At 67.9% G+C, this 16,411-nt stretch carries 11 protein-coding genes, 1 tRNA gene and 1 pseudogene; all 13 read left to right on the top strand.

From position 1 onward, the window contains the following. Nucleotides 1-67: 67 nt before the first annotated feature. The gene (gene rsmB / locus KZ686_RS03470) at nucleotides 68-1,453 is read left to right on the top strand and encodes a 16S rRNA (cytosine(967)-C(5))-methyltransferase RsmB (RefSeq protein ID WP_149317437.1); all 1,386 of its coding nucleotides are present in this window, start codon (nucleotides 68-70) and stop codon (nucleotides 1,451-1,453) included. Between the two features lie 22 nt (nucleotides 1,454-1,475). Then, nucleotides 1,476-2,471: a DUF4390 domain-containing protein gene (locus KZ686_RS03465; protein ID WP_407648502.1), complete on the top strand. Its 996-nt coding sequence runs from the start codon at nucleotides 1,476-1,478 to the stop codon at nucleotides 2,469-2,471. After that, nucleotides 2,468-4,927 carry a sensor histidine kinase gene (locus KZ686_RS03460; protein WP_150083182.1) on the top strand — a complete coding sequence of 820 codons (2,460 nt, stop codon included), beginning with the start codon at nucleotides 2,468-2,470 and terminating at the stop codon, nucleotides 4,925-4,927. The genes KZ686_RS03465 and KZ686_RS03460 overlap by 4 nt, the downstream gene beginning before the upstream one ends. Nucleotides 4,928-4,983: 56 nt before the next feature. After that, on the top strand, nucleotides 4,984-5,676 hold the full coding sequence (locus KZ686_RS03455; RefSeq protein WP_149317440.1) for a response regulator: 693 nt from the start codon (nucleotides 4,984-4,986) through the stop codon (nucleotides 5,674-5,676). A gap of 66 nt (nucleotides 5,677-5,742) precedes the next feature. Beyond that, nucleotides 5,743-5,818 (top strand) — tRNA-Phe (locus tag KZ686_RS03450). Between the two features lie 778 nt (nucleotides 5,819-6,596). Beyond that, nucleotides 6,597-7,424 carry a DUF2243 domain-containing protein gene (locus KZ686_RS03445; RefSeq protein ID WP_265633012.1) on the top strand — a complete coding sequence of 276 codons (828 nt, stop codon included), beginning with the start codon at nucleotides 6,597-6,599 and terminating at the stop codon, nucleotides 7,422-7,424. Nucleotides 7,425-7,531: 107 nt separating this feature from the next. Further along, nucleotides 7,532-7,789: pseudogene (locus KZ686_RS03440) on the top strand (type II toxin-antitoxin system RelE family toxin); the annotation flags it as partial. Further along, nucleotides 7,770-8,096, top strand: coding sequence for a helix-turn-helix domain-containing protein (locus KZ686_RS03435; RefSeq protein ID WP_265633011.1), 327 nt, complete (start codon nucleotides 7,770-7,772; stop codon nucleotides 8,094-8,096). The pseudogene KZ686_RS03440 and the gene KZ686_RS03435, both read left to right, overlap by 20 nt. Before the next feature lie 313 nt (nucleotides 8,097-8,409). Next, on the top strand, nucleotides 8,410-10,623 hold the full coding sequence (locus KZ686_RS03430) for a DUF6351 family protein (protein WP_265633010.1): 2,214 nt from the start codon (nucleotides 8,410-8,412) through the stop codon (nucleotides 10,621-10,623). A 184-nt stretch (nucleotides 10,624-10,807) separates the two neighbouring features. Beyond that, complete coding sequence (locus KZ686_RS03425) at nucleotides 10,808-12,802, top strand: sensor histidine kinase (RefSeq protein ID WP_265633009.1); 1,995 nt, start codon at nucleotides 10,808-10,810, stop codon at nucleotides 12,800-12,802. Further along, the gene (locus tag KZ686_RS03420) at nucleotides 12,792-14,189 is read left to right on the top strand and encodes a sigma-54-dependent transcriptional regulator (protein WP_226108158.1); all 1,398 of its coding nucleotides are present in this window, start codon (nucleotides 12,792-12,794) and stop codon (nucleotides 14,187-14,189) included. The genes KZ686_RS03425 and KZ686_RS03420 overlap by 11 nt, the downstream gene beginning before the upstream one ends. Before the next feature lie 445 nt (nucleotides 14,190-14,634). After that, a complete protein-coding gene (locus KZ686_RS03415) occupies nucleotides 14,635-14,904 on the top strand; it encodes a MoaD/ThiS family protein (RefSeq protein WP_265633008.1) in 270 nt (89 codons plus the stop codon). 196 nt (nucleotides 14,905-15,100) lie between these two features. Further along, complete coding sequence (locus tag KZ686_RS03410; RefSeq protein ID WP_226107830.1) at nucleotides 15,101-16,225, top strand: WD40/YVTN/BNR-like repeat-containing protein; 1,125 nt, start codon at nucleotides 15,101-15,103, stop codon at nucleotides 16,223-16,225. Nucleotides 16,226-16,411 lie beyond the last annotated feature (186 nt).

The raw sequence follows: 16,411 nt of genomic DNA, 5'->3' as shown, positions 1-16,411 counted from the left end.
CGCCGTTGTGCCCGCGGTTTTGCCCGCAGTGCCCTTTATTTGTTCGTTTCCTCACGGTGTCCGATCCATGCGTTTGCCTCCCGATTCCCTTGCCTTCCAGATGCTCGCCGCCGCGGCCGCGGTGCGTGGCGTCAACGAGGGCAGCGCGCTGCCGCAGGCGATCGAAGCCGCCTGCGCGCAGTACCGGCTCGAGCGTACGCGTGACGCGAGCGCGCGCGGCGCGCTGCAGGACCTGGCCTATCGCACCATGCGGCAGTTCGGCACCGTGCGTGCGCTGGTCACGCGCATGGTGTCGCGCCCGCCCGGCGCGCTGGTCGATTCGCTGCTCGCGGTCGCGCTGACGCTGCTGATCGAGGGCGACAAGGAACAGGGGCAAGACGGCGCGCAGGGCGGAGGACAGGGCGGCTATGCGGCCTTCACCGTGGTGGACCAGGCCGTCAACGCCGCCGCTTCCGATCCGAAGTCCGCGCATGCGCGCGGCATGGTCAATGCGGTACTGCGCCGCTTCCTGCGCGAGCGCGAGGCGCTGCTGGCGGAGGTGCGCCGCGACGAGGAGGCACGCTGGAACCTCCCGGCATGGTGGCTGCGCCTGCTGCGCGAGGCCTATCCCGACCGCTGGCAGGCGCTGGCGGGCAGCGCAAGCGAGCGGCCGCCGATGACGCTGCGGGTCAATACCGCGCGCGTTGCGCTCGACGACTATCTGGCCCGCCTCGCCGCCGCGGGCATCGCGGCCGAACGGGTCGGCCCGCAGGCGGTGCGCCTGGCGCGCGCGCTGCCGGTGGCGCAGGTGCCCGGCTTCGACAGCGGCGAGGTCTCGGTGCAGGACGCCGGCGCGCAGCTCGCCGCGCCGCTGCTCCAGATCGCCGATGGCCAGCGCGTGCTCGATGCCTGCGCCGCGCCCGGCGGCAAGACCGGCCATCTGCTCGAACTGGCCGACGTGGAACTGACCGCGGTCGAGAGCGATGCCGCGCGCGCCCAGCGCATCGACGAGAATCTCGCGCGGCTGCAGCAGCGCGCGCAGGTGGTGATCGGCGACGCGAGCCGGCCGCAGGCCTGGTGGGATGGCAAGCCGTACGATCGCATCCTCGCCGATGTTCCATGCTCGGCCTCGGGCATCGTGCGCCGCCATCCCGATATCCGCTGGCTGCGCCGCGAGAGCGATCTGGGCAAGCTCGTCAACGAGCAGCGCCGCATCGTCTCGCAGCTGTGGCCGCTGCTGAAACCGGGCGGCATTCTGGTGTATGTGACTTGTTCTATTTTCCCAACGGAGGGCGAGGAGCAGGCGCAGTGGTTTGGTGCCCAGCTACCAGATGCGATACGATTGCAGGCGCCCGGCCAGCTGCTGCCCGGCAGCATCCCAAATGGCGTGGCTGATGGCGGGACCGGCAGCCACGATGGCCTGCCGTCGGACCACGACGGTTTCTTCTACGCCCGCTTCCAGAAACGCCTCTGATCCGATGCTCGCACCGCTTCGCTTGTCCGTCCTCCGTGCCCATGACGACAAGGCGTGCGGATCCGCAGCAAACCATGCCGGTATCGGCGTGGCCGCGCTGCGCCGGCTGGCGTGGCTGCTGCTGATGGTGCTGGTCCTGTGCGCGAGCGCGTTGTCGCCCCGCGCCGGGCACGCACAGAACATCGACATCCGCGAGGCGCGCGTCGAATATCAGGACGGCGGCTTCGAACTGAACGCCGCCTTCGACTTCGAATTGTCGCCGGCATTGGAGGACGCCTTGCACAAGGGCATCCCTCTGTATTTCGCGGTGGATTTCCAGTTGAGCCGCCCGCGCTGGTACTGGTTCGACGAAAAGCCGGTGAGCACCAGCCGCAGCGTCAGGCTGACCTTCCATCCGCTGACGCGGCAGTACCGGGTCTCGACCGGCGGACTGCAGCTGCCGTTCATGCGCCTGAAAGGCGCGCTCGATTTCATCAAGCAGGTGCGTGGCTGGCGCGTGTTCGAGCGCGGCGACGTCAAGCTCGGCGTGCCCTACCAGGCCGAGGTCCGCATGCGCCTCGACCTGTCGCAATTGCCCAAGCCGTTCCAGATCAACGCGGTCAATACGCGCGACTGGAATCTGTCGTCCGACTGGCGCCGCTTCGCCTATACGCCGGTGGCCGAAGCCCCGCCGGCACCGCCGCCCGCACCCGCCGCGCCGCCTGCACCCGCTGCACCCGCTTCGCCCGCCGCGCCAACGCCCGCACCGGCAAACGGACATGCGGCCTCGCCCGCGAACGCTTCGCCGGCCGCGGCTGCAACGGGACAGGCCTCGGCTCCGGCGTCGATGCCGCCGTCCGCACCGGGTGCCGCGCCGGGCAACGCTCCGGCCAGCGCACCAGGTCCTGCCTCCACGCCCAATGCCCCGCCGGCCTCGGCCCCGGGCATCGGTAACGTCCGTCCGTCGCCGGCTTTCGGGCGCCCGGTCGCCGGCATGCTGGCGCCGGGCTCGCTGTCGTCGCCGGCCGCCAGGTCATGATCTCCCCGCTGAACAGCGTGCTCGACAGCCGGCTCCGCCGCGTCCTGAGCCGCGTGGTCGCCGGCACCATCGTCTTCCTGGCGCTGGTGCTGGTGATGCTGCTGGCGGCCGCGTCGGCCAACACCGAATTCTTCGACCGCTATTTCACGCTGCTGTACAAGATCAATCTGGTGATCGGCGTACTGATGGTGCTGATCATCGGCGCGCTCGCCGTGGCGCTGTGGGTCCGCTATCGCCGCGGCAAGTTCGGCACGCGGCTGATGACCAAGCTGGCGCTGTTCTTCGGCATCGTCGGCGTGCTGCCGGGCGTGCTGATCTATCTGGTGTCGCTGCAATTCGTCTCGCGCAGCATCGAGTCGTGGTTCGACGTGCGTGTCGAAACCGCGCTCGAGGCGGGCCTGAATCTGGGCCGCTCTACCATCGACAGCGCGCTGGCCGATCTGCAGGCCAAGGCGCGGCAGATGAGCGACCAGATCATCAGCGCCAGCGAGCCCACCAACTCGCTGCAGCTGAACCGGCTGCGCGAGCAGTACGGCGTGCAGGAGGCCTCGATCTTCACCGGCGGCGGGCGCGTGATCGCCTCCGCGTCGAGCAATTACGCGATGCTGGTGCCGAGCCTGCCGAGCGGCGTGCTCGTCGAGCAGGCGCGGCTCGCGGGCGGCTATGCGGCGGTGGAGGGCGGCACCGATCCGGGCACCGACGGCGGCAGCGATGGCCATCCGCAGGCCGAGCGCGCCGACGCCAATCACCTGTACCGGCTGCGCGTCATCATTCCGCTCGGCCCCGCGACGCCGGCCGACGAATCGTCGCTGGGCGCGGCGCCACGTCCCGCCGGCAAGGATCGCTGGGCGGGCTCGGGGCTGTCGCTGGAGCGGCGCGCCGAGGACTATCCGTCATCGGGCTTCGGCCTGATCGGCGATACGGTGCGCGAGGAACGCTATCTGCAGATCGTGCATCCGGTCCCCGCCGTGCTCGCCCGCAATGCCGACGAAGTCCAGCGCGCCTACCAGGACTATCAGGAAAAGGCGCTGGGCCGCACCGGCCTGCGCAAGATGTATATCGGCACGCTGACGCTGACGCTGTTCCTCGCGGTCTTCATCGCCGTGATGCTGGCGCTGCTGCTCGGCGGCCAGCTGGCGCGGCCGCTGCTGATGCTGCTGCAGGGAACCAAGGAAGTCGCCGAAGGCGATCTGTCGCCCAAGCGCGAGCTCAAGAGCCGCGATGAACTGGGCATGCTGACCCAGCAGTTCAACATGATGACGCGCCAGCTGGCCGAGGCGCGCCTGGCGGTCGAGCAGAATCGCGCCGCGCTCGAGCAATCGAAGGCCTTCCTCGAAAGCGTGCTGCAGAACCTGACTGCCGGCGTGCTGGTGATGGACCGGCGCTTCTCGCTGGTGACCGCCAATCCCGGTGCCGAACGCATCTTCGGGCAGCCGCTCGGGCCGACCATCGGCCATCCCGTCGAGGCCATTCCCGGCATGGCGGCGTTCGGCGAGATCGTGCGGCAGGCCTTCTCGGAGCAGAGCACCAGCGAGGTGCTCGGCGGCGCCGCGCACTGGCAGAAGCAGATCGAATTGCCGCACGGCGACGAGGAACAGCCGCTGACGCTGCTGGTGCGCGGCGCGCGGTTGCCGGGCGGCGACGCTATCACCGACCATGCCGAGCCTGGCTACGTGGTCGTGTTCGACGATATTTCCGATGTGATTTCGGCTCAACGGTCGGTCGCATGGGGCGAAGTGGCCCGGCGCCTCGCGCATGAAATCAAGAACCCGCTGACGCCGATCCAGCTGTCGGCCGAGCGACTGCAGATGAAGCTCGCGCCCAAGCTCGAAGGCAATGACGCGGACGTGCTAAAGCGCGGCGCCACCACGATCGTTAACCAGGTAGCGGCGATGAAGCGCATGGTCGACGATTTCCGCGACTACGCGCGCACGCCGCCGGCGATGCTGCAGACGCTGCAGCTCAATGGGCTGGTGGCCGAGGTCCTGCATCTGTACGGCATCGACGATCCCGGCCTGCACGAGCATCCCGTGATTCATCCGTCGCTGGCCGACGATCTGCCCGACATCAAGGGTGACCCGACCCAGCTTCGGCAGGTGATACACAATCTGCTGCAGAATGCGCAGGATGCGGTGGCGGAGAACGTGGCGGCGGGCCGTCCGGCGCCTTGTATCGCTCTGCACACCGAGACTGTAGAATACAAAGATGCCTCCGGCGAAAGCCGCCAGGCTGTCAAGCTGACCATCGCCGACAATGGTCCGGGGTTCGCCCCACGCATCCTCAGCCGCGCGTTCGAGCCATACGTGACGACCAAGGCGAAGGGGACCGGTCTGGGTCTTGCGATGGTGAAGAAGATCATTGACGAACATGGGGCGCGCATCGAGCTGCGCAATCGCATGGAGGGCACCGAAGTCGCCGGCGCCCAGATATCCATCCTGTTCGCCAAGCTGGCATAGCGATGCATGATGATGCGGTCCGACCCGGAACGCCGCGGAGGGGTTAAGAGGAAAGTATGGCAACCATCCTCGTAGTCGACGACGAAATGGGTATCCGTGAACTGCTCTCGGAAATCCTCAGCGACGAAGGCCATGTAGTCGAAGTAGCCGAAAACGCGCAACAAGCCCGTGAATACCGTGCCGGCAATACGCCCGACCTGGTGCTGCTCGACATCTGGATGCCGGACACCGACGGTGTGACGCTGCTCAAGGAATGGTCCTCGCAAGGCCAGCTGACGATGCCCGTGATCATGATGTCCGGGCACGCGACCATCGATACCGCGGTGGAAGCGACCAAGATCGGCGCGCTCAATTTCCTGGAAAAACCGATCGCGCTGCAGAAGCTGCTGTCCGCTGTCGAGCAGGGCCTGGCACGCGGCCAGGAACGTCCGCGCGCGGCAGCCGCGCCCGCGGCCCCGGCCGCCGAGCCCGCCGCCCGCGCCGCCGAGACCGCGCCCACGGAAGCGTCCGCCAACGGCACGCCGCAGCGCGTACCCGAAGCCGAAATGCAGTTCTCCTTCGACATGCCGCTGCGCGAGGCGCGCGACATGTTCGAGCGCGCCTACTTCGAATACCACCTGCTGCGCGAGCACGGCAGCATGACGCGCGTGGCCGAGAAGACCGGCCTGGAGCGTACCCACCTGTATCGCAAGCTCAAGCAGCTCGGCGTCGAGCTGAGCCGCAACAAGCCGGAGCCGGCCGAGCAGTAAGGATGACGATTCGGCGCGGCGGGGGGTTGACCAGTATCATGCCCGCTGTTATAGTTTCGCTTCTTTGGCCCGGTAGCTCAGTCGGTAGAGCAGAGGATTGAAAATCCTTGTGTCGGCGGTTCGATTCCGTCCCAGGCCACCAGGTTGAAAGGAAAAACGGACGCTTCGGCGTCCGTTTTTCATTGGTGCCCTGATCTTTGGTGCCCTGATCTTTGGTGCTTCGCTTTTTCGGGCTTCCCGGGGCCATGCAATGTGGCCGCGGCGTTCCAGCGTCAAGCCGCCTGCGCTCACCATCCCGGCGCCGCTCCTGCGCCGCAATGCTCGCGCTTCCTGCTGGGCAGCCACGTGCATCACGATCACCACGTCCGCTGGCAAAGCTTACAAGCGTTGGTATGTCTTACCCTGCCGGCAACGTTTCCTCCCGCGACACCGACGGACCCGTACCCATCGCAGCGCTCCCGGCCATTGGCCATCGCATGGGAACGCCGATTGCATATTGACGGACGGCCCCCGACCGCGGGGTTCATGTCAGCGCTACGGGGACTTAGCGCACCGCTGGAGGAAAACAACATGAAAACAATGGCATCCATCACCGCCCTGGCTGTTGCCATGGCATGCGGACTCGCCGGCTGTACGGCCGCCGGCAGCGGCACCGGGTCGGGATCCGGCTCCGTTTCCGGCTCGGGCGCCGTGACGCCGACAGACACGTCACGGACGGGCACCGGCACGGGAACCAGCACGAGCGGCAGCTCGTCGGGCACCTCGAGCGGATCCGCCACGGGTACGAGCGGCACCCGCTGAACGCCGCTGTCCATCCGCGACGACAAGTCGCTTCAAGCGGGCCCCATCGGCTGACGTCGGTGCGGCCCGCTTGGCTTTGAGCCGCCACCGCGTCCGACTCGATTCGAAGGAGCGTTGCCATGCCGACCGCCCACGTCGTCTCCGCCGATACCGTCCACCCCCGCACCTTCGCATGGGCTGGCTATGCGCTGGGCTTCGCGATGAGCGGCTTCTTCGACGGCATCCTGCTGCATCAGATCCTGCAGTGGCACCACCTGCTGTCGGGCATCGAACGCGGCGCGCTCGGCGACCTGCGCGTGCAGGTGATGGCCGACGGGCTGTTCCACGCGCTGATGTACGTGATCGCCGCGATCGGGCTGTGGCTGCTGTATCGAACGCGCGAGGCCTTCGCGATTCCCCATGCGCCTCGCCGCCTGCTGGCGGACTTCTGGATCGGCTTCGGCGTCTGGCACGTCGTGGACGCGGTGCTGTCGCACTGGATCACCGGCATCCACCGCATCCGCATGGACTCGCCCACTCCGCTGCTGTGGGATCTGATCTGGCTGTTCCTGTTCGGCGTGATCCCGCTGCTGGTCGGCATCCGCATGCGCAGGACGGGGACCGCGGCGAGCCCCGGCGCAGGCCCGCGCGGCCCAGGCATCGCGGCCAGCTGGGTCGCCGCCATCCTGGTCGGCGGCGCGCTGCTGGGCGCCGCGCTGAACCTGTTCCCGGTACGCGCCGCGCCCAACGACAGCACCACCGTGGTGCTGCGTCCCGGCGCCGCGCCTTCGCAATTGTTCGCCGCGCTCGAGGGCACCGATGCCCGCATCCTGTGGACCGACGCGCGCGGCGGCGTGTGGGTGCTGACCGGCGCCGAAGCGGTGGACCGCCTGCATCTGTACCGGCATGGCGCCATGTACGTCAGCGGGACGATGGCGCCGGCGGGGTGTTCGGCGTGGGTTCGTTAGCGCGATCGCGTGTCCGCACACGGTCTCATCGACGTCGACAGTTCAGAAGCTATAGTCGCTTAAAACTTATAATCGACTTATAATGCAGGATCGGAACAATCGCGTGGATGAACGCGATCAACTGGACCTGCAAGGCGGCCAAACAGCTGCGCACAATGGACAAGCTCCAGCAACGGGCCATTGTGGAAGCGGTCGGCGCACTGCATGCGATGCCCCAATGCCAGAACGTCAAAGCCCTGAACAACCATACCTACGGCTACCGATTGCGCGTGGGCAACCATCGCGTGCTGTTCGACTGGGATGGCCGCATCAGGATCGTCGAGATTCAAGAAGTGAGGAAGCGCGATGAACGCACCTATCAGCATCCAGGTCCTGCTGAACCCCGATGGCAAGCCGGCCTTTGTCGTCATCCCCTATCAGGACTACATCGCTCGCCACGCCGAGGAACGGAGTCTGATTCCGCATGCCGTGATTCAGCGCACGGTCGAGGGCGCAACGGCCGCGCGAGCCTGGCGCGAACATCTCGGACTGACCCAGGCCGACGTCGCGGCGCGTATCGGCATCTCCCAGTCGGCCTACGCGCAGCAGGAGCGCAGCGAGCGTCTACGCAAATCGACGCGAGAAAAGATTGCCGTGGCGCTGGGCATTCAGCCACAACAGCTCGACTTTTGATCGCTGCACACCCGTGCCGGACCTCCCTCGAACCGCACCGCAACAACCCCACCGACGCGACTTTCCGCACGCCGCCCGCTCGCGGCTGTGCGGATTCCCATCCATGTCTGCCCCGATGCAGACATTGCCCCCGCGCAAAAGCGCTTGTGTTTCAGAGGCTTAGTCTCCGCCACCGACCGAGGCGTGCAGTGGCACGCCCATTGCAACGCTGGCGCCTCGCAAGCTGCCGCGACAGACGGCAGACGCGCTGACCGCTCCCGTGCGGAGCGTGGAAAAGGCAATGCCGGCGAGGCCGGCCAAACAGGAGACAACGATGCGGCAAACAGCAGCTCGGTGGAAGCGGCCGTCCTTGGGGACTGGCGCGATGGTGGCGGCATTGCTGGTCGCCGGATGCGGCGGCGGTGACGATGGCGGTGGCGGCAACCTGCAGCCGCAGAGCGCCGAGAACGCGCCCGGCCTGGGCCTGGGACATCGGGCGACGGTCGAGGCGACCGTGCTGTCCTCCGCGCCCGAACGCGTGACGGGCGGCGATGCGCTGATCCGCCTGAGCGCCAGCGAGCGCGCACCGGGCAAGAAATTCAAGGTCAGCCTCAACGGCGTCGATGTCAGCGACGCCTTCACGCCGACCGCCGACCGCGAGGCGCTCGGCATCGTCAGCGGGCTCAAGCTCGGCGAGAACACGCTCGAGGTCAAGCACGGCCCCGCGCGCACCACGCTGACGCTGACCAACTATCCGATCACCGGCCCGGTCTTCTCCGGCCCGCACGAGCGTCCCTACATCTGCGCGACGCAGAACTTCACGCTGCCGGACGGCAGCAAGCTCGGCGCGCCGCTCGACGAGAACTGCTCGGTCGAACGCCGCGTGCACTACGTCTACCGCTCGACCGCCAACAGCTTCAAGCCGTTGCCGACGCCGGTCGCCGCCTATCCGGCGGATGTGGCCAGCACCACCAACAACGCCGGCGCGACCGTGCCCTACATCGTCCGCGTCGAGACCGGCACGATCAATCGCGCGATCTACCAGACCGCGATCCTGCACGACCCGTTGAAGGACGCCGAACCGACGCCGCTGGCGCCACCGTCCGGCTGGAACCGCAAGGTCATCTATCCGCTCGGCGGCGGCTGCCAGGGCGGCTGGTACATGCAGGGCACGCCGGTCGCGGTGCTGAACCACAACTACCTGCGCAAGGGCTACGCGGTGGCCAGCGCCTCGCTCAATACCTTCGGCAACAACTGCAACGACCTGCTGTCGTCCGAGACCATCGCGATGGTCAAGGAACGGCTGATCGAAAACTACGGCACGCCGTTCTTCACGATCGGCACCGGCGGCTCGGGCGGCGCCTACCAGAGCCACCAGACCGGCGACAACTATCCGGGCCTGTTCGACGGCATCATCGTGACCTCGGTGTTCCCGGACGTGACCTCGTCGACGATCTTCAAGCTGCACGATTCGCGGCTGCTGCACCTGTACTTCACGCAGACCGCGCCAGGGCAATACAGCGACGCCCAGCGCTCGGCGATCTCCGGCTACCTGAAGCCGGGCAACATCGCCGCGATGAGCAGCAGCGCGGGCCGTCTCGATCCGGTGGTGTCGTTCCCGGCAGGCTTCCCGGCCGACCAGAAATACCATCCGGTCAACAACCCGACCGGGGTGCGCGCCACCGTCTACGACCACACGGTCAACGTCTACGGCAAGGACGCGCGCGGCTTCGCCAAGCGGCCGATCGACAATGTCGGCGTGCAGTACGGCCTGAAGGCGCTGAACGACGGCATGATCACGCCGGACCAGTTCATCGACCTGAACGAGAAGATCGGCGGCGTCGACGTCGACTTCAAGAAGATCGCGCAGCGCACGGTCGGCGACCTCGACGCGATCGCACGCGCCTACCAGTCGGGCCGCATCACGTCGACCGGCGGAGGCCTGGCGACCACGCCGATCATCGATCAGCGCGACTACTACGACGACCGCGTCAACGGCGACATCCACAACAAGATCCACAGCTACTCGGTGCGCGCGCGGCTGATCGCGGCCAACGGGCATGCGGACAACCAGGTCATCGTCGGACCGGGCACCATCCGTGACGACAACTTCGACCAGATGGACCGCTGGCTGACGGCGATGCTGCGCGACACCGGCCCGGGCAGCAAGGCCGAGAAGGTGGTGCGCAACAAGCCGGCCGACCTGGTCGATGCGTGCTGGGACGCGGGCGGCAACAAGATCATCGAGCCGCAGACCGCGCACGGCCCGGGCCAGTGCAATACCTTGTATCCGGCCGGCACCACGCCGCGCATGGTCGCCGGCGGCCCGCTGGCCGACGATATCGTCAAGTGCCAGCTCAAGCCGGTCGATCCCGCGGACTACAAGGTGATGATGACGCCGGCGCAACTGGCGCGGCTGCAATCGATCTTCACGACCGGGGTCTGCGACTGGTCGCGGCCGGGCGTCGAGCAGCAGCCGTTGAAGGGCACGTGGCTGTCGTTCGGTCCGTCGCCGGTCAATCTGCTGTTCGATGTAACGCAACCTTGATCGGCGCGGCCGTGATGGCCGTGTCAGCCCGAACTGCCCCTTGACGAGGCAGGCGCCGATGCATCGACGACCCGATGCATCGGCGCGCCTGATGTTTACGCCGATTGACGCGCCGGGGTGCGGCTTTGCCTAATGGCCGGTCGTTGGCCGGCGCATGCCGCCGGTATCCCTTCCGCGCATCGATATGACGGACTCCTCCGCGACTTCTGCAGCGACGCCGGCGATGCCGCCTTCGGCATGGCCGCGCGGACGGGCACGCCGCGCGGCCACGATCGCCGCGGTCTGCGCGGTGATGGCGGCCGGTGTCACGATCGCCTATCTGTGGGGCGAGCGCGTCGGCATCCGCGCGCAGCGCGATGGCACCGCGCACCGCATCGAGGCCTATATCGGCGGACTGCGCAGCGAGATGCGCCGCTACGAATATCTGCCCGCGGTGGTCGCGCTGAATCACGACGTGCAGCGCCTGCTGCGCGAACCCGATACACCGGGCCTGCCGATGGCAGCCAACCGCTTCCTGGCCGAGGTCAATGCCGCCGCCAAATCGACCGCGATCTACGTGATGGACGCCCACGGCCTGACGCTGGCCGCCAGCAACTGGAACGAGGCGGCCAGCTTCGTCGGCATCAACTTCTCGTACCGGCCGTATTTCCGCGACGCGATGCAGGGCAAGCCGGGCCGCTTCTATGGCATCGGCACCGTCAGCCGCGAGCCGGGCTACTACTTCTCGCAGCCGATCGTGCGCGAGGGCGCGCTGCTCGGCGTGGCCGCGGTCAAGGTCAATCTCGACAAGATCGACGAGCCGTGGCTCGCCAACGACGACCGCATCCTGGTGGTCGACGCCAACGGCATCGTGTTCCTGAGCTCGCAGCCCGACTGGCGCTTCAAGTCGCTGCGCGAGCTGCCCAGCGAGACGCGCTGGCAGCTCGCCTCGACGCGGCAGTACTCGACCGTCGATTCGCTGGAGCCGATCGGCTTTCGCGAACAGCGCCGCTTCGCTCCCGACATCAGCGTGGTGCAGATGCCGGACGGCGACGAATTCCTCGCGCAGAGCCGCCGCATTCCCGATACCGACTGGCGGCTGATCGTGCTGTCGGACATGGAGCCGATCCGCACGCTGGCGCGCAACAGCGCGGTGATCGGCGCCTTCGCGCTGGGCTTTCTGCTGCTGCTGATCCTCTACGTGCTGCAGCGCCGCCGCGCGGCCGCGCAGAACCGTGCCGCCAAGGAGGCGCTGCAGCGCGCCCACGACGAGCTCGAACGCAAGGTCGCGATGCGCACGCAGGCGCTGTCCGGCTCGAACCTGAAGCTGCAGAAGGAGATCGCCGAGCGCAAGCGCGCCGAGCAGGTGCTGAAGGCGGCGATGGACGAGCTGGTGCAGGCCAGCAAGATGGCCGCGCTCGGGCAGATGTCGACCGGCATCACGCACGAGCTGAACCAGCCGCTGGCGGCGCTGCGCACGCTGTCGGCCAACACCATCGTGTTTTTTCGCCGCGGCCAGACCGAGGCGGTCGAGACCAACCTGAACGTGATCTGCCAGATGGTCGAGCGGATGGGCAAGATCACCGCGCAGCTGAAGAAATTCGCACGCAAGACGCCGGTGCAGTCGGTGCCCACGCCGGTCGGCACGGTGATCGCCGACGCGCTGTTCCTGCTCGATTCGCGCATTCGTGCCGAGGGCGCGGAGCTGGTGGTGTCGGTGCCCGAGCCGTCGCCGCTGGCGCTGTGCGAGGGCAATCGGCTCGAGCAGGTGCTGGTCAATCTGCTGTCGAACGCGCTCGATGCGATGAAGGACGCCAACGCGGACGCCGCGCAGGACCCGGTCGCGCGCGTGCTGGAAATCCGCGCGCACGCCGACCCGCAGTGGGTCACGATCGAGGTGGCCGACCGCGGCTGCGGCATCGACGACGACGTGATGCCGCGGCTGTTCGAGCCGTTCTTCACCACCAAGGAGCAGGGCGTGGGCCTCGGCCTCGGGCTGGCCATCTCCGCCGGCATCGTGCGCGAGTTCGGCGGCACGCTGCGCGCGGAGAATCGCCGTGCCTTCGAGGTATCCAGCCACGTGTCCACCGACGTGTCCGGCAACGTGCCGGGCCACGCGGCGGATCACAACGACATCGCCGGCGCCCGCTTCATCATCCAGCTGCCCGCCGCACAGGAGACCCATGCCGATGCGAACTGACCTGTCGGTCCTCTACGTCGAAGACGATGCCGCGGTGCGGCTGGGCAGCACGCAGTCGCTGCAGATCGCCGGGCTGTCGGTGGAGGCGTTCGGCTCGGCCGAACAGGTGCTGCATCGCCTCACGCCCGGCTTTGCCGGCGTGCTGGTCACCGATGTGCGCCTGCCCGGCATCAACGGCCTGGCGCTGCTCGACAAGGCGCTGGAGATCGATGCCGCGCTGCCGGTGATTCTGGTCACCGGCCACGGCGATATCTCGATGGCGGTGCAGGCGATGCGCCGCGGCGCCTACGATTTCGTCGAGAAGCCGTACTCGCCGGGCGAGCTGACCGAGGTGGTGCAACGCGCGATGGAAAAGCGCGCGCTGACGCTCGAGGTCGAGGCGCTGCGCCGGCAACTGGCCGACACGCAGGCGATCGAGGCCAAGGTGATCGGCCGCTCGGCGGCGGTCGAACGGCTGCGCAAGCTGATCCTCGACCTGGCCTGCACCGATGCCGACGTGCTGATCCTCGGCGAGACCGGCACCGGCAAGGAACTGGTGGCGCGCTGCCTGCATGAATACGGTCCGCGCCGGCAGGGCAACTTCGCCGCGCTCAATTGCGGCGGCGTGCCCGAGTCCCTGTTCGAGAGCGAGGTGTTCGGCCACGAGTCCGGCGCGTTCACCGGCGCCGCGCGGCGGCGCGTCGGCAAGATCGAATACGCGCAGCGCGGCTCGCTGTTTCTCGACGAGATCGAGACCATGCCGATGTCGCTGCAGATCAAGCTGCTGCGCACGCTGCAGGAGCGGCAGTTCGAACGGCTGGGCTCGAACACGCTGCTGCCGATGGATTGCCGCGTGATCGCGGCCACCAAGGTCGATCTGCTGGCGCTGTCGGCGGAGCAGCGCTTCCGCGCCGATCTGTACTATCGCCTCAACGTCGCGGTGATCGACATCCCGCCGCTGCGCGAGCGGCGCGAGGACATTCCGCTGCTGTTCTCGCACTTTCTGCTGCAGGCCGCGCTGCGCTACGAGCGGCCGGTGCCGGAGGTATCGCCGCAACATATGCGCGAGCTGATGATGCATCCGTGGCCGGGCAATGTGCGCGAGCTGCGCAATGCCGCCGACCGCTTCGTGCTGGGACTGCAGGGCGGCAACACGGGCCTGCTCGCCACGGGCAATCATGGCAGCGGCAACGGCACCGGCAATGGCGGCGCCAGCGAGGCGCGTTCGCTCGACGAGCAGGTCGCGGTGTTCGAACGGCATCTGATCGAGGAAGCGCTGCGCGCCGCGTCGGGACGCATGGCGGCGGCGAGCGATCTGCTGCGCGTGCCGAAGAAAACGCTGTACGACAAGATCAAGCGGCTCGGCGTCAATCTCGAGGCATTCCGCTCGACCACGGGCACCGACTGAGAAGCCGCATCGCCGGTACGCGCCGATGCTGTTAACAGCGGGGCCGTCCACATTGCCTTCGTCCACATCGGACCTGTCCACATTGCGCATGTCCACATCGACGTCCACATCGAGCACATCCACTTTCCGCCTCGCCTGTCGCCAGTTCGACCGAGTCTTGCTAGACTGCGTGCGCGCATGGGTCGCGGGGATGGAAGGCTGAAAACCATGCGCACTTCGGTGCCGGGCCTGGCTGTCTGCCGGCGCCGTCGCAGCGGTAACACGACGTGAAAAAAAGACAGGACTGCCAGGCGGCGTCTTTGTCGCGACAGCGGCAAAGACGCCGGTTCTGACGGCGCTGTCCACATTCGAGCGGGCCGCATTTCGCAGCATTCTTCCTTCCCGCGCAGCGCCGAGCGCCTACACTGTAGTGACCGTTTTTTGCGCTCCCTACCACCGCTGCACCATGGCCCATATCACCTTCGCGCCGGCGATCCAGCGCCATGTCCCCACCCCGGACCGTCACCTGCGCGCCGCTTCGGTGCGCGCCGCGCTCGACGCGGTGTTCGCCGAGCAGCCCGAGTTGCGCGGCTACATCCTCGACGACCAGAACCAGTTGCGCCGCCATGTGACCGTCTTCATCGACGGCACCATGATCCGCGACCGGCAACGGCTCAGCGATGCATTGCGCGAAGACAGCAAGGTGTACGTGGTGCAGGCGCTGTCCGGTGGATAGCAGCCGGGGCGCAGGCACAAGGCCCGAGGCGAGTCGACGTTCCGCGCATCGACGTTCCGCGCATCGACATTTCGCGCATCGGCACGTCACGCATCAATCCATCACGCATCGATGCTTCACACCGCGAGCTTCACGCTCCGGCAGCCAACGCGCCGACGGCCACGCGACCGGCGGCCGATACCAGGAGACCTGAACGATGAACGACCGACTTCTCGTGGCCACGCGCAAGGGCCTGTTCGAAATCGAACGCCAGCCCGATGGACGGTGGCAGCAAACCCAGGTGCATTTTCTCGGCGAGCCGGTCAGCATGGTGCTGTCCGACCCGCGTGACGGCACGCTCTATGCCGCATTGAATCTGGGCCACTTCGGCGTCAAGCTGTGGCGCCGCGCGCGCGGCCAGAACGAGTGGACCGCCTGCGCGGTGCCGGTCTATCCGCCGCAGCCGGAAGAGCAGGCCGCGGCCGCAAATGCCCCCACGGACCCGGACGCGCCCAAGCCCGCGCCCTGGTCCCTGCAGCAGTTGTGGGTGCTCGAGGCGGGCGGCGCCGACGAGCCCGGCGTGCTGTGGGCCGGCACCATTCCGGGCGGCCTGTTCCGCTCCGGCGATGGCGGCGCAAGCTGGGCGCTGAACCGGCCGCTGTGGGACCGGCCCGAGCGCGCCGAATGGTTCGGCGGCGGCTACGACTATCCCGGCATCCATTCGATCTGCGTCGATCCGCGCGACAGCCGCCATGTGTCGGTCGCGATCTCGTGCGGCGGGGTCTGGCAGACCCGCAACGGGGGCGACAGCTGGGAGGCCACCACGCGCGGCATGAAGGCGGGCTATATGCCGCCCGAGCGCAGCGAGGACCCCAACATCCAGGACCCGCACTACATGGTGCAATGCCCGGCCCAGCCAGATGCGCTGTGGGTGCAGCATCACGACGGCATCTTCCGCTCCGAGGATGGCGGCGCCAGCTGGCGGCGCATCGAAGGCGGGCCGTCGAAGTTCGGCTTTGCCGTCGCGGTGCATCCGCGCGATCCCGAGACCGCGTGGTTCGCGCCGGCGACCAAGGACGAATGCCGCGTGCCGGTCGACGGCAGGCTGGTGGTGTCCCGCACGCGCGACGGCGGCCGCAGCTTCGAGGTCTTCGACGAAGGCCTGCCGACGCCGCCGGCCTACGACCTGATCTATCGCCACGGCCTGGCGGTCGACGACAGCGGCGATCGGCTGGCGATGGGGTCGACCACCGGCGGCCTGTGGGTCTCGGAGAACGGCGGTGAACGGTGGGCGTGCGTGTCGGCGCATCTGCCGCCGGTCTATTGCGTGCGCTTCGGCTAGCGCGCACGCCCGGCGCACACGCAGGCCGCACAGGCGGCGCACCGCGCAGGACGGAGGGTGCGCCGCGCATTCGATACCGCGGGTCAGGACACAACTGCGCCGGCGCGCATTGACGGCGGGCGGGGCGGACGGAACACTGCGCGCTCCGCGCAGGACCGCACCGTGCCGCGCGCGGATCCGTGTCCA

Source organism: Cupriavidus cauae (assembly GCF_026210475.1).
GTDB classification, from domain to species: Bacteria; Pseudomonadota; Gammaproteobacteria; order Burkholderiales; family Burkholderiaceae; genus Cupriavidus; species Cupriavidus cauae.
Note: the sequence above shows the minus strand (reverse complement) of the source record. Positions and strands in the feature narration are given on the sequence as shown.

Coding starts and splice junctions, on each gene's coding strand:
- rsmB (WP_149317437.1), top strand. CDS start 68: ATGCGTTTGCCTCCCGATTCCCTTGCCTTCCAGATGCTCGCCGCCGCG.
- KZ686_RS03460 (WP_150083182.1), top strand. CDS start 2,468: ATGATCTCCCCGCTGAACAGCGTGCTCGACAGCCGGCTCCGCCGCGTC.
- KZ686_RS03455 (WP_149317440.1), top strand. CDS start 4,984: ATGGCAACCATCCTCGTAGTCGACGACGAAATGGGTATCCGTGAACTG.
- KZ686_RS03445 (WP_265633012.1), top strand. CDS start 6,597: ATGCCGACCGCCCACGTCGTCTCCGCCGATACCGTCCACCCCCGCACC.
- KZ686_RS03435 (WP_265633011.1), top strand. CDS start 7,770: ATGAACGCACCTATCAGCATCCAGGTCCTGCTGAACCCCGATGGCAAG.
- KZ686_RS03430 (WP_265633010.1), top strand. CDS start 8,410: ATGCGGCAAACAGCAGCTCGGTGGAAGCGGCCGTCCTTGGGGACTGGC.
- KZ686_RS03425 (WP_265633009.1), top strand. CDS start 10,808: ATGACGGACTCCTCCGCGACTTCTGCAGCGACGCCGGCGATGCCGCCT.
- KZ686_RS03420 (WP_226108158.1), top strand. CDS start 12,792: ATGCGAACTGACCTGTCGGTCCTCTACGTCGAAGACGATGCCGCGGTG.
- KZ686_RS03415 (WP_265633008.1), top strand. CDS start 14,635: ATGGCCCATATCACCTTCGCGCCGGCGATCCAGCGCCATGTCCCCACC.
- KZ686_RS03410 (WP_226107830.1), top strand. CDS start 15,101: ATGAACGACCGACTTCTCGTGGCCACGCGCAAGGGCCTGTTCGAAATC.